20 protein-coding genes and 2 tRNA genes are annotated in these 19,525 nt (G+C 51.9%); 9 read left to right on the top strand and 13 right to left on the bottom strand.

Annotated elements, in window-relative coordinates; all coding sequences use genetic code 11:
• Positions 1-151 precede the first annotated feature (151 nt).
• Positions 152-319, top strand: coding sequence for a ribosome modulation factor (gene rmf / locus ACPUC7_RS16140; RefSeq protein WP_007887362.1), 168 nt, complete (start codon positions 152-154; stop codon positions 317-319).
• A gap of 67 nt (positions 320-386) precedes the next feature.
• On the opposite strand, the gene fabA is transcribed toward rmf, so the two are convergent.
• Positions 387-905: a bifunctional 3-hydroxydecanoyl-ACP dehydratase/trans-2-decenoyl-ACP isomerase gene (gene fabA / locus ACPUC7_RS16135; RefSeq protein WP_007887361.1), complete on the bottom strand. Its 519-nt coding sequence runs from the start codon at positions 903-905 to the stop codon at positions 387-389.
• A gap of 67 nt (positions 906-972) precedes the next feature.
• Positions 973-2,781 carry an AAA family ATPase gene (locus ACPUC7_RS16130; RefSeq protein WP_494923671.1) on the bottom strand — a complete coding sequence of 603 codons (1,809 nt, stop codon included), beginning with the start codon at positions 2,779-2,781 and terminating at the stop codon, positions 973-975.
• A 107-nt stretch (positions 2,782-2,888) separates the two neighbouring features.
• Here ACPUC7_RS16130 and matP point away from each other — a divergent pair, with 107 nt between their 5' ends.
• Entirely contained in the window at positions 2,889-3,356 is a 468-nt protein-coding gene (matP, locus tag ACPUC7_RS16125) for a macrodomain Ter protein MatP (protein WP_343551791.1), read from the top strand.
• A 70-nt stretch (positions 3,357-3,426) separates the two neighbouring features.
• Here the strand turns inward: matP and ompA are convergent, their stop codons facing one another.
• Both ompA and sulA read right to left on the bottom strand, forming a co-directional pair.
• Positions 3,427-4,497, bottom strand: a complete 1,071-nt coding sequence (gene ompA / locus ACPUC7_RS16120) for a porin OmpA (RefSeq protein WP_494923670.1) — start codon at positions 4,495-4,497, stop codon at positions 3,427-3,429.
• 349 nt (positions 4,498-4,846) lie between these two features.
• On the bottom strand, positions 4,847-5,338 hold the full coding sequence (gene sulA, locus ACPUC7_RS16115) for an SOS-induced cell division inhibitor SulA (RefSeq protein ID WP_494923669.1): 492 nt from the start codon (positions 5,336-5,338) through the stop codon (positions 4,847-4,849).
• A gap of 222 nt (positions 5,339-5,560) precedes the next feature.
• Here sulA and ACPUC7_RS16110 point away from each other — a divergent pair, with 222 nt between their 5' ends.
• Positions 5,561-6,190, top strand: coding sequence for a TfoX/Sxy family DNA transformation protein (locus ACPUC7_RS16110; protein WP_494923668.1), 630 nt, complete (start codon positions 5,561-5,563; stop codon positions 6,188-6,190).
• Here ACPUC7_RS16110 and yccS read toward each other — a convergent pair.
• The gene (yccS, locus tag ACPUC7_RS16105) at positions 6,187-8,325 is read right to left on the bottom strand and encodes a YccS family putative transporter (RefSeq protein WP_494923667.1); all 2,139 of its coding nucleotides are present in this window, start codon (positions 8,323-8,325) and stop codon (positions 6,187-6,189) included. The two genes, ACPUC7_RS16110 and yccS, sit on opposite strands and share 4 nt — an antisense overlap.
• 9 nt (positions 8,326-8,334) lie before the next feature.
• On the bottom strand, positions 8,335-8,778 hold the full coding sequence (locus tag ACPUC7_RS16100) for a YccF domain-containing protein (protein ID WP_494923666.1): 444 nt from the start codon (positions 8,776-8,778) through the stop codon (positions 8,335-8,337).
• Positions 8,779-8,901: 123 nt separating this feature from the next.
• Between ACPUC7_RS16100 and helD the strand changes: the two genes are divergently transcribed.
• Positions 8,902-10,956, top strand: coding sequence for a DNA helicase IV (gene helD / locus ACPUC7_RS16095; protein WP_494923665.1), 2,055 nt, complete (start codon positions 8,902-8,904; stop codon positions 10,954-10,956).
• A gap of 3 nt (positions 10,957-10,959) precedes the next feature.
• Here helD and ACPUC7_RS16090 read toward each other — a convergent pair whose 3' ends face one another.
• Positions 10,960-11,421, bottom strand: a complete 462-nt coding sequence (locus ACPUC7_RS16090; protein ID WP_494923664.1) for a methylglyoxal synthase — start codon at positions 11,419-11,421, stop codon at positions 10,960-10,962.
• Between the two features lie 68 nt (positions 11,422-11,489).
• Positions 11,490-12,116, bottom strand: a complete 627-nt coding sequence (locus ACPUC7_RS16085; protein ID WP_494923663.1) for a YccT family protein — start codon at positions 12,114-12,116, stop codon at positions 11,490-11,492.
• A gap of 176 nt (positions 12,117-12,292) precedes the next feature.
• Here ACPUC7_RS16085 and ACPUC7_RS16080 point away from each other — a divergent pair, with 176 nt between their 5' ends.
• Entirely contained in the window at positions 12,293-12,706 is a 414-nt protein-coding gene (locus ACPUC7_RS16080; protein ID WP_494923662.1) for a CoA-binding protein, read from the top strand.
• Between the two features lie 31 nt (positions 12,707-12,737).
• On the opposite strand, the gene hspQ is transcribed toward ACPUC7_RS16080, so the two are convergent.
• Both hspQ and rlmI read right to left on the bottom strand, forming a co-directional pair.
• The gene (gene hspQ, locus ACPUC7_RS16075; protein WP_343551802.1) at positions 12,738-13,055 is read right to left on the bottom strand and encodes a heat shock protein HspQ; all 318 of its coding nucleotides are present in this window, start codon (positions 13,053-13,055) and stop codon (positions 12,738-12,740) included.
• Positions 13,056-13,114: 59 nt separating this feature from the next.
• Positions 13,115-14,305 (bottom strand): 23S rRNA (cytosine(1962)-C(5))-methyltransferase RlmI, encoded by a 1,191-nt coding sequence (gene rlmI / locus ACPUC7_RS16070; RefSeq protein ID WP_494923661.1) that lies wholly within the window; start codon positions 14,303-14,305, stop codon positions 13,115-13,117.
• Positions 14,306-14,390: 85 nt separating this feature from the next.
• Between rlmI and yccX the strand changes: the two genes are divergently transcribed.
• Positions 14,391-14,669, top strand: coding sequence for an acylphosphatase (gene yccX / locus ACPUC7_RS16065; RefSeq protein WP_343551804.1), 279 nt, complete (start codon positions 14,391-14,393; stop codon positions 14,667-14,669).
• Here yccX and tusE read toward each other — a convergent pair whose 3' ends face one another.
• Positions 14,670-15,002, bottom strand: coding sequence for a sulfurtransferase TusE (gene tusE, locus ACPUC7_RS16060; RefSeq protein ID WP_343551805.1), 333 nt, complete (start codon positions 15,000-15,002; stop codon positions 14,670-14,672). It lies immediately after the preceding gene.
• Positions 15,003-15,096: 94 nt separating this feature from the next.
• Positions 15,097-15,750, bottom strand: coding sequence for an FtsH protease modulator YccA (yccA, locus tag ACPUC7_RS16055; protein WP_494923755.1), 654 nt, complete (start codon positions 15,748-15,750; stop codon positions 15,097-15,099).
• A 222-nt stretch (positions 15,751-15,972) separates the two neighbouring features.
• Here yccA and ACPUC7_RS16050 point away from each other — a divergent pair.
• The 3 genes from ACPUC7_RS16050 to agp all read left to right on the top strand — a co-directional run bounded on the left by ACPUC7_RS16050 (position 15,973) and on the right by agp (position 18,068).
• Positions 15,973-16,060 (top strand) — tRNA-Ser (locus tag ACPUC7_RS16050).
• A gap of 35 nt (positions 16,061-16,095) precedes the next feature.
• Positions 16,096-16,183 (top strand) — tRNA-Ser (locus ACPUC7_RS16045).
• Positions 16,184-16,439: 256 nt separating this feature from the next.
• Positions 16,440-18,068, top strand: a complete 1,629-nt coding sequence (gene agp / locus ACPUC7_RS16040; RefSeq protein WP_494923660.1) for a bifunctional glucose-1-phosphatase/inositol phosphatase — start codon at positions 16,440-16,442, stop codon at positions 18,066-18,068.
• Positions 18,069-18,119: 51 nt separating this feature from the next.
• Here the strand turns inward: agp and ACPUC7_RS16035 are convergent, their stop codons facing one another.
• On the bottom strand, positions 18,120-19,493 hold the full coding sequence (locus ACPUC7_RS16035) for an NAD-dependent succinate-semialdehyde dehydrogenase (protein ID WP_494923659.1): 1,374 nt from the start codon (positions 19,491-19,493) through the stop codon (positions 18,120-18,122).
• Between the last annotated feature and the right edge of the window lie 32 nt (positions 19,494-19,525).

Raw genomic sequence — 19,525 nt, 5'->3', positions numbered from 1 at the left:
CATTTTGACGTCAGAAACATGACATTGGCGTGAAATTTGCGCATTGACCTTTATGCCGAGGAGGGTTAGAACATTACTGTGGTTGAACATTATATCGCCACTCTTTCTTTCCACCCAGATTCCACCAGACCTGAAATGAGGGAAATGAGGCATGAAGAGACAGAAAAGAGACCGCCTGGAACGTGCACATTCACGAGGCTATCAAGCCGGTATTACGGGGCGCTCAAAAGAGATATGCCCTTATCAAATGATCGATGCGCGGTCTTACTGGTTGGGAGGTTGGCGTCAAGCCATGGAGGACAGGTCAGCGGTGGCCTAGCACTGCTGGATGTCAAATCGATAAGGAAGAAACCTCCGCTGCGTGCGGAGGTTTTCGTTTTAGCGGATTAGAAAGCGGAAGTATCTTTAAACAGACCCACTTTCAAATCGGTCGCCGAGTAAATCAGGTTGCCGTCAACGAACACTTCACCATCAGCCACGCCCATCACCAGTTTACGGTTGATGACACGCTTGAAGTGAATCTTGTAAGTCACTTTCTTGGCAGTTGGCAACACTTGACCGGTGAATTTCACTTCACCCACGCCCAATGCACGGCCTTTGCCTTCTGCGCCCAACCAGCCGAGGTAGAAACCGACTAATTGCCACATGGCATCAAGGCCAAGGCATCCCGGCATCACCGGATCGCCAATAAAGTGGCAGTCAAAGAACCACAGGTCAGGACGGATATCCAGTTCGGCTTCAACAAAACCTTTATCGAATTTACCGCCGTCCTCAGTCATTTTGACTACGCGGTCCATCATCAACATGTTGTTCGATGGAAGCGGCGGTCCATTTTCGCCAAACAGTTCGCCGCGACCTGAGGCAACCAGGTCTTCTTTGCTATAGGATTCGCGTTTATCTACCATGTTTTTAATATGCCTTCTTTTAGTGAAGCCCGAATATTAGCGAACAGTTGTACGCCGAGCAATGTAATCAGCTGTGGTTAAACCAGTTGAGCCAACGGAGCGGCCACGGACGCAGGCGTGCTTCCTGCTGATTCAGCTGAGTAATACGCTCCTGAATGGTGTTCAGCAGCGATTCGCCGCTTTCACTCTGCCAGGCAATGCCGGTTAATAGCGGCAGCGCTTCATCAACACTTTCAATCGCCCAAAGATGGAATTGCCCTTGTTTTACCGCTTCAACCACATCCTGACTTAAACTCAGATGCCGTGCGTTGCTGGCGGGGAAAACCACCCCTTGCTTGCCGGTCAATTCACGTGAGTTACAAACGTGGAAGAAGCCTTCAATCTTCTCATTTAAGCCGCCAACGGGCTGAACGTTGCCAAACTGATCGACTGAACCGGTTACTGCAATTTGTTGGTTAAGCGGTTGATTGGCCAAAGCGCTGATTAAGGCACACAGCTCGGCAAGCGATGCGCTATCGCCATCCACTTCAGAATAGGATTGCTCAAACACCAGCGAGGCAGAGAAGGGCAGTTGTTGTTCCAGTTCCAACTCGCCAATCAGGTAGGCCTGCATAATCATCATGCCTTTGGCATGGATGTTGCCACCTAACTCGGCTTTGCGTTCGACATCCGTAAACTCACCATCACCCGGATGCACCACACAGGTAATGCGTGAAGGCTCGCCCCACGGACGCGGATGGCCAGGGAACTCAACCACGGAAAGGCCATTGATTTGACCAACTACTTCGCCTTCGGTTTCAATCATGATCTGATTGAGCAAGATCTCATCGCGCATGCGATCGGCGAGGAAGCTTTCACGCCACTGCCGGGCTTCCAGCGCATCTTTCAGCGCTTCACCGTTCAGAGTTTCGCCGTGCAACGCGGCTTCCTGCAACTGGCGACGCAACCAACGTGGGCACAACGGCAAGGTGTCTTGATCGCCGGTCATACGCGCGGCTTCAGTGATAAGTACCGGCCAGAAATCGGCTTCTGGCGCACTTAATCCTGCTTCTTCGGCTTGGGTCAGCGTCCATTGGCACCAGGATGTCATGTCATCTTCGTCCTGCACCTGCAAGCTTTCTTCAAACTCGCTATACAGTGCCATCTCATGGATTTCGACATCCATTTCCTGGAAAGCGGCCAGTGCATCACGATCGCCACACAATATCAGGCGCAACTCCAATGGCAACGGTGGGATGGTTACCGGCAGCGGCTGGCGTTCATCTTGTGAATACCAATCAAAGCGGCCTTGCTCAATGCATTTGCGCAGGCGCAGCCACAGCAAGGGCTGCGCCAGTAAGGTATTTACTGCAAGGATTAAGGTGCCGCCATTGGCGCGATGTAATAAACCCGGTTCCAGTTGCACGCGATCTTTGAACTGGCGCACACAACCGAACAGCTGCTCCGTTTCGATCCAGTCGGCGAAATGTACACCGCCCTGACTGGTGAACGGGCGATTGCTATCGGCAGGCGGCAACAGGCTAACATTGTCGCCCATCACATGATAATCGCCGCCGTACAGCGTTACATCTTCCGGTTGGAAACGTTGCGCCGCATCGGCGATGCAAGCAAGGTAATCGCTGTTTTCCTGGCTGCGCAGCAACAGCAGCGGGAAACCTTGGGTTTGATGATGCAAATGCGCCAGCGCATTCAGCAGACGCGGCTGAACCGCGGCAAGACTATCGCAATCTTCCAGTGAGACGTTTGAGAAAATGGATTGGTAGCGGTCGCTATCCGGCTGCAGGGCTTGCCACGTAATTTGAGTGCTGGTCAAAATATTCGCATTAGTCTGATTTAGGAAAAGCGCGATTATACAGGAATCAACCCGGTTTATCACGGCGGAGTTCCGGCCCTAATTGTGACGACTACAACATGTTTTTCCTTGCTACATCAGAGAAAAAAGCTGTTATTCTTAGTTTGTTACGTGATCACGATGAGATTCCGATGAAATACCAGCAACTCGAAAATCTTGAAAGTGGATGGAAGTGGAAATACCTGGTGAAGAAGCATCGGGAGGGTGAACTGATCACCCGTCATCTTGAGCTAAGTGCCGCACAAGCTGCGGTAGATTTGCTGTTGTCGATGGAGAACAGCCCGGTTGAGGTGAATGAGTGGATCGCTCAGCACATTCATCCGGATTTGGATAATCGTCTTAAGCAAACGATTCGCGCACGGCGTAAACGTCACTTCAATGCTGAGCATCAGCATACGCGTAAGAAATCGATCGATCTGGAATATCTGGTGTGGCAGCGTTTGGCGGGGCTGGCGCAGCGTCGCAGCAATACGCTGTCAGAAACAATCGTTCAGCTGATCGAGGATGCTGAACGTAAAGAGAAGTATGCGAATCAGATGTCTACGCTGAAGCAGGATTTGCAGGCCATTCTTGGCAAAGGCGGTTCGGAAAACGAGTAATGGTTTGTTTGTTTAAAAGTTCAGCCATAAAAAAACCCCGCCGAAGCGGGGTTTTTTATTGCGCGATAACTTAAGCCTGTGGCTGAGTTACAACGTCTTTGATACCTTTCACGTCGATTTCAACGCGACGGTCTGGCGCCAGGCAGTCGATCAGGGCATTGCGGCCTTTCACGCTGTCACAGGTGTTGCCAGTAACTGGGTTAGATTTACCCATACCGCGTGCAGAGATCTTGTTAGAAGGGATACCTTTAGATACCAGGTAATCAACTACAGACTGAGCACGTTTCTCAGACAGTTTCTGGTTGTACTGCTCTGAACCGATGCGATCGGTGAAGCCCAGTACGACAACAGAACCATCTTTCGGATCCATTGAGCTCAGCTGGCTGTACAGCTGATCCAGAGCCTGCTGACCTTCTGGCTTCAGGGTCGCTTTGTTGAAGTTGAACAGCACGTCAGACTTCAGAGTGAAACGCTTGGTTTCAACAACTGGCGCTGGAGCTGGAGCTGGAGCTACAACTGGAGCTGCTGCTTCATCCTGACCGAAACGGTAAGAAACGCCGACGCTCAGCATGCTGTTGTCAGGACGCGCACCAACGGTACCTGCGTCACCGATGTTGTTAACCCACTGATAGTCCAGACGAGTTGCCCAGTTTTTGGTCAGTGCGTATTCAACACCAACAGCAGCCAGCGGAGAAACGCCGGTGTCGTGGTCGCTGATGCGGCCAGTGGTTGGGTTGGTCTGAGTAGAGTCAGCACGCCATACCATACCACCCAGACGGGTGTAGACGTCGAAATCTTCGGTGATTGGGTAGCTCAATTTAGCAGCCAGCTGAACGCCTTGTGCTTTGAACGCGCCATTAGTCACGCTGCCTTTGTTAGGCATACGGCCCAACCAGTCGTAACCCAGCTCGAAGCCCAGGTACGGGTTAGCTTGGTAACCCATGAAAGCACCAGCACCCAGCTGAGATTCGTGAGTTGGACCGTTGTTGTTCTCGTAACCGTTACCGTAGTAACCAGTATCGTGATACTGAGACCAGCCCAGTTTAGCACCGGTGTACCAGGTGTTATCTTTAGGTGCGGCCTGCGCTACGGTAGCGAAGCCAGCCAGTGCCACTGCAATTGCGATAGCTGTCTTTTTCATTTTTGCGCCTCGTTATCATCCAAATAGGCAATGAGCAAAAAGGTTGCTCTTTGTGTTAATCCTTCGCCGGGTCTAAACGCTCGCTTTTGACTCTACCGAAAAAACGGAGGTTATTGAGCACCCTGGCGAGCTAAAGTCTACAACGAGATTGGAAAGTTACAAGTATGATGTGAGGTCGAGCAGTAAAAAAACAGCGATTTATACACACATTTTAACAAATCACGTGGCAAAATCTTCGGTAAGAGAAAACAAAAAAGCGGCTAAGCCATTGTCATAGCTGGCGGGAAAAGAATCAGTGGCTTAGCGATAACTTCTGCAAAAAAAATGGTGAGAAAATTCCTGGATTTACTTAATGAAACAAATCAGACGGAATTTTTGCTGATTTTGATTGTCTGGAATGGGCATATCCATGTCCCTGCGGACGTAAAATCAGTCCAAGTGCTTCACCTTCTGCTGCTGCTTGCTCCAATTCAAAACGTTCTTCGTCGTTCAATTCGTACGGAATCCAGGCCACTACCACACTATAGTTTCCAGTACGCAACGCTTTAACCATACTTTCCACCGTATTAAAACGCTCTGATTCAGTAATATGCATACTCTTGTCTAATGGCAATCCTGACTGCTGCATCCAACTGCGGTTCAGCTTTTGTGCCGGCGTTAACCAAAGCTGCCAGCGTGATTGCTCGCTCAGCTGTTTCAACACCGGCAACAGCATTAATTGCATCATGCCAGGTTGTTCGCTGGAGCGCAGTTCAGTGATTCCACCTAAAGAAGGTTGCGCTAAGCTTGATGAAGCAAAACGTGGTGAACGATCAGCAAGGCCAGAGAATTGAGTACGCATAATTTAATCACTCAGTAATGAACTGTATGGATGTACAGTAATAGCTTCCTGGATAAAGATCAACCTCAATTTCTGAAAATGCCTCGCAATTTCTACACAAGATCCCGCTCTCCTGCTTTTATTCATTGAACAGCTAAATCGTTTTTTTTATCTTCTAAATTGATGAATCAACGCGCTTTTATAGGAAATTTCCCGTGCATGGAATGAAATTGAGGGGGCAATATGAAAAGAAACAACCCAGTAGTTGAGCAATCAAAAGCGCAATTGGCACCATTAGGAAAGATTGAGTCTCGGACCCAATTTGGCGGTTATGCCCTAACGGTTGAGAAGGTGATTTTTGCCTACATTAATGAGGATGCGCTCTACTTGCGCGCTTGTGAGGCGCTCCACGTCTACAACACCCATCGATCTTTGGAACCGCTGGTTTACCGCAAACGTGGAGTTCCGGTCACCTTGAGTTATTTCAAAGTGGATAGTCAATTATGGCAGGACTCTGAGCAATTACTGCGACTTTCCGCGAGCTCGCTGCGTGCAGCTCAAGATGAAATGGCGACCAGACATGTCTCGCTGCGCCTGAAAGATCTGCCTAATCTCAGTCTGAGTCTGGAGTTGATGCTGCACAAAGTGGGAATCAACTCGGTGCGTATGTTATGCGAAACCGGGTCGCGGCGATGTTGGTTAAAGTTGCGCGCGGTAAATAAGCATATTGGCTTGAAAACCTTGCTGGCGTTGGAAGGGGCGATTTCCGGGCATCATGAAGCAGCACTGCCTAACGCAATCAGGGAGGAGCTGTACGCCTGGTATCTGCAAACGCTCCGCCAACATGCATCAGCGGAGCAAGTTCAGCCTTAATGATTAACCAGTGTTCTGCGAAGACGGGCAATTTCGGGGAGTAACGCGACCAGTAATCCCAATTGCTGAATCACCAGCGGTGCACGCGCATCTGGGCTGGTTTTCATTGCCGCCAGACGCTGTATCAATGCTTGTTGCATGCTGGCAGCCTGAGTCTCGCTAACGCTTTCAATTTGTAGCACGTCTTCGATAAAGCAAACGGCGTCGTCCAGCAACGTTAGCAATGTGTTATCGGCCAACCGATCGCGATGTGCTCCAAGCGCAGAAATATAGCTAAGGAAGGAGTGGTTCAAACACAGCAGTCGAAATGCGTTTTCACGCAGCGGTTGTTGTTGCTTAATTTCGCTGCTGATGTTTGACACCACCGAGGCAAGTTCGGCATCGGCATTATGGGCATCACGGCGCGCAATGCGGTAATCCAACCGGTTGTCTTTACCTTGATGATATTGCTGCATAATCGCATCCAGGTAACGACAGTTTGCATCAAGGGTGCGATCAGCAACCGCAGTAATTTTGCGAAACTGCCAATCCGGCCAGACAAAGGCCACTGCCAGCCACGCTAAACCGCAGCCTAGCAGGGTATCCACTACGCGTGGCAGTGCCACTTCAAATCCTTCGCCTAGCAGGTTGAAACAGAGTAATACCAGCAACGTGATGAATAAGGTTGCCTGTGCGTATTGAACCTGACGGAAAGCGAAAAACAGTACGCCGCTTAACACAATCAGCACCAGTTGGCCTTCAATTGAAGGCACCAGCCACAACACCGGAAGGCCAATGGCGATACCGGCAAGCGTGCCGCCGATGCGTAATGCCAAACGTCGTCGTGTGGCGTTGTAATTGGGTTGGCAGACAAACAAGCTGGTGAGCAGTATCCAGTAACCGCGATCAACGCCGGTAATTTGGATAAAGGCATAGCCAACGCACAATACCAATGACATGCGCACCGCATGGCGAAACAGTGCGGAACTCGGACTTAGATGACGACTTAAGCGCAGACGAATATCGGCCCAGCCGCTCAGGCCTTCGCGTGAAAGATGGTTATCGCTCTGAGCCGCCGGTTCGGCCAGCATCTGTTCGGATTCAATCGACGCCAATTGAGCATCGATAGCGCGCAAATTACGCAGCAGCCAGAACAGCGCGCGGATATGGGGATCCTGCGGCTCGTTTTGTTCCAGGCGCTGTAAAGCAGTTTCCAGACGATTAAAGGTGCGTTCAAAGTGGCTATCGTGATGCCAGGGTTGCCGTAGCAGAATGGTTTCTGCCAATTGCCGGCACGCCTGAGCTTGCATATTCATCAAGCGCTGAAAACGGAATAACACTTCGTTGTAGCGCCAGTCATCACGCAGCAGGTGGTATTGCAGATGCGAAGAACTGGCGCGCTCATGGATATCCTGCGCCACAAAGTAGTAATGCAGACTGCGACGTGTGCTGCGGGAACCGCGGTCGCCACGCAAGCGGCTCTGAATAGTGCTTTTAGTGAGATTCAACTGCGCCACTAATTGACTGTTGACCATTGCTGTGGCAACAAGATTGGCATCATCTTGTTCTCCGCCGTCGGGATCAAACAGGTTCGCTTTGGCCTCCAGATAACGCGCCAATTGCGAGAAACTGCCGGCCAATTGCTCTTGCACCGGGCGCACCGGGAACATCAAATGACCGATAAAAGTCAGCAAGTTATACCAAAGTGCACCAATCAGCAGCAGCGACGGCTGCATCCACCATTGGGGGAAAAGACCAATTCCCAGCATGGTGTACACCGCGATTAACAGCGCGCCAAACGCGATGGTGGCATAACGCTGCCCCAGCGCGCCGAGCAAAATAAAGCCCCAACTTGAAAGCGCTAATCCCAGCCCGAACGCCCATGGATGCGGAAACAGCAATTCAACGGAGACAGAGGCGATACAGAAACAGACCAAGGTAATGAGCAGATTGCGTACACGTCCGATCCAGCGGTCGTCAAGATCGGCCAGCGCAGCAGCAACTACGCCGAGCGTCAGCGGAATGGTCCACTCAATTTGATGCAGCCACCACGGCACTGCGGCGCATCCTGCCAGCGCAAAAAAGATGCGCAACAGATAGCGCAGGCTGCTGTTGAAAAGATAACGTCTCCAGCCTGGCAAAGCGTTGTGAATCATTGCGCAGCCTTAAAAGCGGCGACGCGCATTGGCTTCACGCGCGGCTTGAGCTTCTTCAACGGATACCACGCGGCGTCCCACCGGCCACAACGCAATCGCGGCGATTTTGAAGTTAGCGATACCGACAGGAATACCAATGATGGTTAGGCACTGCACGATGCCAGCAGAAATGTGCGCTAAGCACAGCCACCAACCAAACAGAACTAACCAAAAGATGTTGAGGAAAGTGCCGCCAGTATTCATCACGTGGCTTTTACTCTCCGGACGAAGTACATCAACATGTACCGCTTCGTTACCAAACGGCAAAAACGACAGCTTGGTGATCTCCCAGCATGAGCGGGTTAACGGCAGCGTAAAAATCAGCACGATGCTCACCAACGTGGCAAACAGCCAGCTCAGGGTGGTGAAAAAACCACCGAGCACGAAATTAAGAATATTGAGTACGGTACGCATAACCCGATTTTCCTTTTGCAATCCGCAATATGTGGTGCTCAGTTTAGCCTTTTTTAAGGCTGGAGCGCCAAGAGTCTGACAGGTAAACTGCGCGATATTCGAATTCCACATCAGAGTGCGGACATGGAACTGAAAGCAACATCAATGGGCAAGCGTCTGGCACAACACCCTTACAACCGCGTGCGTCTGTTGGCTGCTGGCGTGGAAGTCAGTGGTGACCGCCATGAATATTTAATCCCGTTTAACCAGTTAATTAGCATTGTTTGCAAGCGCGGCATGGTGTGGGGCGAGCTGGAATTTTTATTGCCGGATGAGAAGGTAGTGCGCTTACACGGCACCGAATGGCAGGAAACACAGCGCTTTTACCACTATTTACAGCATGCCTGGCAGCAGTGGAGCCAGGAAATGAGTGAAGTCAGCGCCGAGGTGCTGGCAGAACTGGAACAGGAAATTCTGGATTTTACCCATCAGGACCGCTGGTTAAAACGCAGCGAACTCAGCGCGGTGAAAGAGAACATCAAACGCCAGTTTGCCGCTTTGCCTTTGCCACTGGCGCGCATTGAAGAGTTCGACAATTGCCGAGCGCACTGGCAATTCTGCCAGCAATGGCTGGAGCAGGGCGAAGCGGCGATCCGCCAACGCAATCGCGAATGGACTAGCAAGATCCTCAAGGATTATCACGATTTCTTCTCCACCGTGGAAACCACGCCGCTTAATTCATCGCAGTGCGAAGCGGTGGTGAATGGCGAAGCTGCGCTGCTGGTGTTAGCCGGTGCAGGCAGCGGTAAAACCTCGGTGCTGGTGGCGCGTGCGGGTTGGCTATTGAAACGCAAGTTGGCGCAGCCAGAGCAAATTCTGCTGCTAGCATTTGGACGTCAGGCGGCAGAAGAGATGAACGAGCGCATCCAGACGCGGCTTGGCGAAAGTGCCATTCAGGCGCGCACCTTCCATGCGTTGGCGCTGCACATTATTCGCGAAGGCAGCAACAAACAGCCGGTGATCAGCAAGCTGGAAAGCGACAGCAAGGCACGGCGCCAGTTATTGATTGAAACCTGGCGCGAGCAGTGTGACAGCAAGAAAGCGCAGGCCAGCGGCTGGCGACAATGGTTGCAGGACGAGTTGGATTGGGATGTCCCGGAAGGGCCGTTCTGGCAGGATGACAAACTGGCACAGCGCCTGGCAACACGCATGGAGCGCTGGCTCGGATTGATGCGTATGCATGGCGGCGCGCAGGCGGCAATGATCGCCGATGTTGCCGAAGAACAACGCGACAATTTCAGTAAGCGCGTGAAATTGATGGCGCCGTTACTGAAGGCGTGGAAAACCGCCTTGAAAGAGGAGGGCGCAGTCGATTTCTCCGGATTAATTCATCAGGCGATCGCTATTCTGGAAAAGGGACGTTTTATTAGTCCGTGGAAGCACATTCTGGTTGATGAGTTTCAGGACATCTCGCCACAGCGTGCAGCGCTGCTGACCGCGCTGCGCCAGCAAAACAAACGCACCAGCCTGTTTGCCGTGGGCGATGACTGGCAAGCGATTTACCGCTTTAGCGGCGCCGAGATGAGCCTGACTACCGCGTTCCATCACTTCTTTGGCGAAGGCGATCGTTGCGTGCTGGATACCACTTATCGTTTCAACGATCGCATTGGTGAAATCGCCAATCGCTTTGTGCAGCAAAATCCGCATCAGCTGCGCAAGCCGCTAAACAGTTTGAGCAAGGGCAATAAAAAATCGGTGACGCTGCTGCCACAGGAACAGCTCGAGCCGCTTTTCGACAAGTTAAGTGGTTACGCTAAGCCTGAGGAACGCGTGCTGCTGTTGGCGCGCTATCATCATTTGCGCCCGGCCATTCTCGATAAAGCCAAAACGCGCTGGCCTAAACTCAAGCTCGATTTTATGACCATTCATGCCAGCAAAGGACAACAGGCCGATTTTGTCATTGTGTTGGGTTTGCATCATGGACGTGATGGATTCCCGGCGGAAGCGCGCGAATCAATTATGGAAGAGGGGTTGTTACCGCAGCCGGAAGATTTCCCGGATGCGGAGGAGCGGCGTTTGGCCTACGTGGCGATCACTCGCGCGAAGCAACAAGTGTGGCTGATGTTCGACAAAGATCGGCCATCGGTGTTTGTCGAACACTTCCGCGAATTGGGTGTGCCGCAAAGCCGCAAGGCCTGAGGATTATGATTTCAGGCGATCAGCGAGATAACGCTGATAGTCTGGAATCTGGATCTCAATTTGCTGTGCAAACATTGGCGACTGAATAATAAAATCAGCGGTGGCGCGATTAGTGGCTACCGGAATGTTCCACACCGTCGCCAAACGCAGTAACGCTTTTACGTCAGGATCGTGCGGTACGGCATTCAGTGGATCCCAGAAGAAAATCAGTACATCAATTTTCCCTTCCGAAATTAACGCGCCGACTTGCTGATCGCCGCCCATTGGGCCGCTCAGCATGGCGTTGACATCTAAACCCGTATGACGATTAATCAGATTTCCCGTGGTGCCGGTCGCGTAGAGCACGTGGGATTGCAGGGCGCTTTGATTGGTTTTGACCCATTCCAGCAGCGAGGCTTTGCAATGGTCGTGTGCAACGAGGGCAATATGCTTTTGGACTTTTAGGGTACGAACGGTCTGCTCCATAGGGCTTCCTGTTTCTTCTCATGCATTATTTGTTAATGCAGGAGTTTACCCCTGGCGTTTCACTACTATCAACTTGTGCGTAAGGTTTTCATCCAACTGATAAAACGTAGGCGGGTGGCGGCATCAAAACGCTGGAACCAACGTTGCAGTGAAGGCAGATCGCCGGCGTCTTGCCAGGCAAAATCCACATTCAATTGCGCTTCATTGGCGCTTAATGCATGGAGCGCAAAGCGTGGCACTGAAGCCGCATGCGCATCGCGATTGTAGATAACCATTGCCTGTTCAAAATTGTTATCCGCGGCGCGCGGAAGATGATCGCGCACGCTGACAATTTCATTGCCGTTTTCATCAATCAGTTGAAAATTCAGCGTTCTGTCAAAGGCACTGCGTTCACGGCGATTGGTGAGGGCGGGCAAACGAATCGCAACGGATTGGGCGCTGGCGTTGAAAGTGACAATCATCGGCACAGACTGGAAATGCGTGGCATCAGCGCCGGATTTTTCCACACGAAACAGAAACTGGTGCTGTCCACGTTCCAGCTCAAGGCTGCCAGCGCCCTTCAAAATCGAGCCGGATATTTTGCGTCCATCCAGCACCAACAGATCGATATCGGGATCGAGCTTCAAGGTGATGGCATGGCAAGACGCCGATACGAGCAACACGAGTAAACTCGTAACAGTCAACGACAGCTTCATTTCAACTCCCAGGGAAAGGGGATAAATCGATTATGTGTAGCAAATTATTACATTATGGCAGTTAATTTACATTTTAACATATTTATTCGTGCTGCCGCGCAAAGTTCTCGCGTTGGGCTATTGCATGCTAAAGCGCAATAGCTTCTACACTTAAGCGAATGAACAAGGAGAGAAAAATGAATGATCAAACAATTCGCGATGTCCTGACTCACACCAAACGCATCGCCTTGGTTGGCGCCAGCGATCGGCCCGACCGTCCGAGTTATGGCGTGATGAAATATCTGCTTAATCAAGGCTATGAAGTGATTCCGGTTAGCCCAAAACTGGCTGGACAACAGCTATTGGGACAAACCGCCTATGCCACGCTGGCGGATGTGCCGGGGAAAGTGGATATGGTGGATGTGTTTCGTAATGCGGAAGCGGCGTGGGGTGTCGCGCAGGAAGCGATTGCCATTGGTGCGAAGACGTTGTGGTTACAACTCGGCGTTATCAACGAGCAAGCCGCGGTGTTAGCGCAAGATGCGGGGATGACGGTGGTGATGGATCGTTGCCCGAAGATTGAAATTCCACGCTTGGGCATTCAGCATTAAATAAAAGCGGCGACCTCAGTCGCCGTTGTCATTAATGGCGCAAGCTCGGTGCCTGCAACTGCTGTCGAATTGACGCAGCAAGTTCATCCATTGAAGGCTGTTCGGGATGTTCGAACGAGGTTTCCCCAGCTAACTGCACTTCAGCGACGTAGGTATGCACTTGATCGCCTTCTTCATCTTCCATCACCACGTGATACCACGGCGCGGCGCGCAATGCCTCGCTGGCGGCGACATCATCTAATTCTGGCTCATCAAGCGAAAACTCCGGATCGACATCCACAATTACGCCGAGCACCCCGGAGAGACGGTGCCGAACTTGCTGTCCAATTCCAAATTTAGTGGTAATCATTGTGACCTCCCAAAAGACTGCCCTGCTACCAATATGGAGGCAGGGACAGCGTTTTCAAGTCACAGCACGCGGCAGGCAAAACCTTTCAGATAAAGCCCTTCAGGATAGCTGGCGATCACTGGATGGTCGGCTGCCTGACGGAACTGCTCTATAAATTGTACATCACGACCGGCATCTACGGCGGCATCGGCGATAAGTTTCTGGAACAGATCGGTGGGCATCAGGCCTGAGCAGGAGAAGGTCAGCAGCACGCCGCCGGGATTCAACAACTGAATCGCCAGCATATTGATATCTTTATAACCGCGACAAGCTCCCATCAGCTGGTTCTTGTTCTCAACAAATTTCGGCGGATCCATGATGATCACGTCGAACTTCTCACCGCTATCACGATAACGGCGCAATAGCTTGAACACATCATCGCGTACGAACTGCGCTTTCGACACGTCTAAGCCATTTAGCTCAACGTTCTGTTTCGCCACATCGAGCGCATCTTGCGAAGTATCAACGCTGATGACCTCGCGACAACCGCCCATCAAAGCGGAAACTGCAAAGCCACCAGTATAAGAGAAGCAGTTCAATACCCGCGCATTGTCTGAGTATCCGCGCGTGGCGAAGCGGCTATCACGCTGATCGAGGTAGTAGCCCGTTTTATGGCCGCCCTGAATATCCACCAACAGTTTCATGCCGTGTTCGGTAATCGGTAGCAGCGGCGGCGGCAATTCACCTAACACCGGGCCTTGGGCTAATTCCAGGCCTTCCTTCTTACGCACCGCGACGTCTGAACGATCGTAAATCGCGCAATCAGGGAAACATTGCTGCAACGCCGAAACGATAGCCGGACGTTGATATTCCGCGCCCGCCGACAGCAGTTGCAGCACCAGGAAGTTGCCGAAACGGTCAATCGTGACGCCAGGCATGCCATCTGATTCACCGGCAATCAGGCGATAGCTATCCAGACCATCACGTTTTGCCAGCCAATCACGCCACACCTGCGCTTGCTCAAAGCGGCGCACGAAGAAGGTGATGTCGATTGACTCATCCTGCTGCCAGCTCCACACGCGTGCGCGAATTTGTGATTGTGGCGAATACGCGACGCGGGCCAGCCATTTGCCATTGCTGTCGCAGACATCAATGGTTTCACCTGACTGGGCTTTACCTTCCATACGGGCAACGGCACCAGAGAACACCCACGGATGGCGGCGGAGCAGGGATTTTTCACGTCCCTTAGCGAGAATCAATCGAACGGTCATAGTTTGCTATGCTTACCTGAAAAAATGAGGCGCCATTTTCCGGCGGATGGCGGCAAAAAGCAACGCAAGCTGACGGGAGAACGAAATGACAACTTCTTGCTATAAAATTTGGGTGCATGGCATCGTACAGGGCGTAGGATTTCGCTATCACACACAAACGCAGGCGCGAGAGTTAAACCTTACGGGATATGCCCATAATCTGGCGGATGGCAGCGTGGAAGTGTTGGCATCTGGCGATGCGCAAAAGGTCGATGAATTAATCAGTTGGCTAAAAGCGGGCGGACCGCGAAGTGCACGCGTGGATAAAGTCCTGGTGGAGCCGCATCAACCTGCGGAAATCCCCACCCGATTTACCACTGGCTGATTACAGGCATTTCGCCGGTTTTGGCAAACCGGCAATTTTGGTGGCTTGCTTAGCGGGGCCTTCCGGGAACAAGCGGAACAGATAGCGGCTGTTACCTTTCTCCTCACCGTATTTTTGCGCCATGGCTTTCACTAACATGCGCACCGCCGGTGAAGTATTGAATTCCTGATAAAAAGCACGCACGAAATGCACCACTTCCCAATGCGCTTCGCTCATCACGATCTGTTCTTTCTCTGCGATGGCGGCGGCCAACGGCTCGCTCCAGTCCGCGCTGTTTTTTAAATAGCCTTCCGCATCGGTGGCAATCTCTTTACCGGCAAAAATCACGATCATTCCTCACAACATTAATCTGCACATTGTAAATTCGTCATGCATTAAAAAGCAAAAACCCCGCCGAAGCGGGGTTTTGAATATCTTCTGAGGCAACTTAATCTTTGTTAGCGAAGCCTAACAGGCTCAACAGGCTAACGAAGATGTTGTACAGCGAAACATACAGACTCACGGTGGCGCGGATGTAGTTGGTTTCACCGCCATGAATGATGTTGCTGGTTTCCCACAAAATAGCGCCAGCCGAGAACAGAATGAACAGGGCGCTAATCGCCAGATGCAGCGCAGGCAATTGCAGGAAGATGTTAGCGACAACTGCCACCAGCAGCACCACGAAGCCTGCCATCATCATGCCGCTCAGGAATGACATATCGCGGCGTGTGGTCAGCACGTATGCGGAACAACCGAAGAACACCAATGCTGTACCGCCCAGCGCCATGGCAATCACATCACCCATACCCGCGCTCAGGAATGAACTCAGAATCGGGCCGAGGCAATAACCAAGGAAACCGGTGAAGGCGAATGCCGCCAGAATACCGGCTGGGCTGTTAGCCAGTTTATGTGTCAGGAACATCAAGCCATAAAAGCCAACCAGCATCAGAATCAATCCTGGTGAAGGCAAGGCAAATACGGTGCTCAACGTTGCGGTTACTGCCGAGAAGGCCAGGGTAAAGCCAAGCAGGAGGTAAGTATTGCGCAGCACTTTGTGGGTGCTGACTAACGATTGCTGTGACGAGCTAAAAACTCTTTCCATCATGCGCTCCTTCAGGAGAGAAATATCAAATATGGCAAGAGGATACGCAGCGCTATAAAGACAGAAAAGGCGTTTTACCCTTCTTTACGCGATAAATTGCTGTTTCACTGAGCAGATTGGCGAAAATGACGCCGAAAAAATAGAATTTGGCTGTTTTTCAGCCGAACGATTCAATGCAGGCTTTACATCGTTCGGGGGGATGTTTATAGTGCGCCTCATTGCGGAGGGGTGGCCGAGTGGCTTAAGGCAACGGTCTTGAAAACCGTCGATGGGAAACCATCCGAGAGTTCGAATCTCTCCTCCTCCGCCATTACTCTTGCAGAGTGAAGTTACAAAAAGATTTCCGGAGGGATGGCCGAGTGGCTTAAGGCAACGGTCTTGAAAACCGTCGATGGGAAACCATCCCAGAGTTCGAATCTCTGTTCCTCCGCCATATTAAAGAAGCCCGCAGCAATGCGGGCTTTTTGCTTTTCTGCTTTCCGAGATTCCGAAAAACATCCTGTTGCTTTTCAATCTGCTGCCGTTACCCGACGTCACGCGCGTTTACTGCTATATTCGATGCATTGTTTTTGCAAACATCTGGCGATTTTCCGATGCAAGCTGAGTTACACTGTGCGGTAATTCGCTCTTTGGCGTGCTAATCGTTTGAAAGCCAGAGTGTTTCACTGATGAATTATGGAATAGGCACAATGATCAAGAAACTGAGTCTTTGCGCGTTGTCAGTCATCGCTGCGCTCCCGATGGGCATGTCCGCCTATGCTGCGGATGGAGATATGCAACTGCAGCAAGTATTGATGTTAAGTCGTCACAACTTGCGTGCGCCGCTGGCCAATAACGGCAGCGTGCTGGAACAATCCACGAAAAAAAGCTGGCCACAATGGGATGTTGCGGGCGGTGAGCTCACCACTAAAGGTGGTGTGCTGGAAGTCTACATGGGTAATTACACCCGTCAGTGGCTGGCACAGCAGGGCTTGGTCCAGAACGGCACTTGCCCAGACAGCAGCAACATCTTTGTTTACGCTAACAGCTTGCAGCGCACCGTTGCCACTGCGCAGTACTTCATCACTGGTGCATTCCCAGGCTGTGATGTCGCGGTAACCCATCAGGATGCGATGGGCACCATGGACCCTATCTTCAATCCGGTGATCACTGACGGCAGCGACGACTTCAACAAGAAAGCGCTGGCGGCGATGACCGCAGCCAATGAAAAATTGGCCCTGAAGCCTGCGTTCCAGCAGCTGGAAAAAATCGTCGATTACAAATCTGCACCGGCCTGTAACGGCAAAAAGCAGTGTGATCTCAGCAGCGGCGATAACACCTTCACGGCTGAAAACGGCAAAGAACCTAACGTCAACGGGCCGCTGAAAGTCGGCAACTCCTTGGTGGATGCTTTCACGCTGCAATACTACGAAGGCTTCCCGGCTGATCAAGTGGCGTGGGGCCAGATCAAAACGCCTGAGCAGTGGAAAGAGCTGGCATCGATCAAAAATGGTTACCAGGATGCGTTATTTGCCTCGCCTGAAGTGGCGCGCGAAGTCGCTGCACCGCTGGTGGATTACATCCGTAGCCAGTTAGTCGATCAAGACAAAGCCAATGCGCCGAAAGTCACGGTGATGGTCGGACACGATTCCAACATCGCTTCATTACTGAGCGCGTTGCAGGTCAAACCTTACGAACTGCCGGGCAATGATGAGAAAACGCCAATTGGTGGACAAGTGGTGTTTGAACGCTGGCACGATGTGAAAAACAACAAAGATCTGCTGAAAGTGGAATACGTCTATCAGACAGCCGATCAACTGCGCAATGCCGATGTTTTGAGCCTAAAGAACCCACCGAAGCGCGTCACCCTGCAACTGACAGGTTGTGAAGCGGATGCCAACGGCTATTGCAGCTGGGATCAATTCACCGGTGCGTTGAATGGCGCATTGCAAGGCACGCCACTGCAACCGGCCGCCGCGCCAGCACCTGCGCCAGCCGCAGAACAGCCAGCGTCAGCGGCTGCTGCACCTGCAGCGGACGACGCTAAGCAGAAAGCCGATCAGGCGGTAGCAGATAAAGCCGCTGCTGATAAAGCGGAAGCGGATAAAGCTGCTGCACAGAAAGCGGCGGAAGCTAAAGCGGCAGAAGATAAAGTGAAAGCGGATAAAGCGGCGGCGCAGAAAGCCGCAGAGGAGAAGGCGAAAGCGGAGAAAGCCACTGCACAGAAAGCAGCGGACGACAAAGCCAAGGCTGATGCAGCGGTTGCGCAGAAAGCGCAAGCCGATGCCACTCCAGCTAAACCGCAAGAACCTGCCAAACAACCGGCAGCCAGTAACTAAGGTTGTTGAGTTTAAAAAGAAACCCCGCACAAGCGGGGTTTTTTATGCTGCTTAACCGGCGACCACCACCAGTTTTTGGTTGGCAAACTCTTTGATCCCCAGATCTGACAGTTCTCGTCCGTAACCTGAACGCTTAACGCCACCAAACGGCAGTTCTGCCGAGGTATCACTCTGCGAATTAATGAACACCATGCCGGTTTCAATCTGCGAAGCCATTTTGCGGCCGCGTACAATATCTTTGGTCCACACCGAACCGCCTAAACCGTAGTGTGAATCGTTGGCCAGCGCCACGGCGGCGCGATCGTCGGCCACCACATACACTTGCGCCACCGGACCAAAAAATTCCTGATAATAGGCAGGATTATCTGGCGTTAAGCCAGTAAGAATGGTCGGCTGGAAATAGCAGCCAACGCCGTCAATGGCGTGTCCGCCAAACTCAAGGCGTGCGCCATGCTGAATAGCTTCATCCACCTGCTTCACTAAGCGATCGCGGGCATCTTTCGATGAAAGCGGGCCGAGCGTGGTTTTTTCATCCAACGGATCGCCCGGCGTTGCCGATTGTAATGCCGCGCTAAATTTCGCCATAAACTGGTCGGCGATTTTTTCATGCAGAATAAAGCGTTTGGCGGCGGTACATACCTGGCCGCAATTGCTCAGACGCGCTTGCGCGCCCTGGCGTACTGCTTCATCGATATTGGCATCATCCAGCACCACAAACACATCATTGCCGCCCAGTTCCAGCGTTGATTTCTTCAGATGTTTACCGGCTTGTTCCGCTACCGCGCTGCCGGCACGTTCAGAACCAGTCAGCGCCACACCTTGCACGCGCGAGTCGGCAATCAAATCGGCAACCTGATCGGTGGAGATAAATAAGTTGGTCCATGCACCTTTTGGTGCCCCAGCTTCCTCCACCAGTTTTTCAAACACATCGGCGCAATGAGGAACGATGTTGGCGTGCTTCGCCAGCACCGGATTGCCCAAGGCCAGATTCGGTGCCAGTACACGCATCAGTTGGTAGTACGGGAAGTTCCACGGTTCCACCGCCACAATCACGCCAATTGGGTGATACTCCAGCCACGCATCGCCGATGTCGCTGGGATATTGTTCGGCTTCTAAAAATGTCGCCGCATGTTCGGCATAATAGCGGGCGATTTGCGCACAAATTTTCACTTCGCCGCGGCTTTGCCCAATCAGTTTCCCCATCTCTTTGCTGGCGATGGTGGCGAGTTCTTCCACGCGTTGATCAATCAAATCGGCCAGGCGATGCAGCACCTGCAAACGGGGTTGAATGTCGCCTTTGCTCCAGGATGAATGAAACAGCGCATCTGCCGTTTTCAGCGCCTGTTGCGCATAGGCATCATCGTGCTCGGGCCAGGCTTTGATGAGTTGGTTATTGGCTGGATTGATACTTTGATAGGCTGACATAAAAGTTTCCTTGGCAGTAAAGAGAACAAAGG

This window comes from Pantoea sp. CFCC18179 (assembly GCF_059412405.1).
Note: the sequence above shows the minus strand (reverse complement) of the source record. Positions and strands in the feature narration are given on the sequence as shown.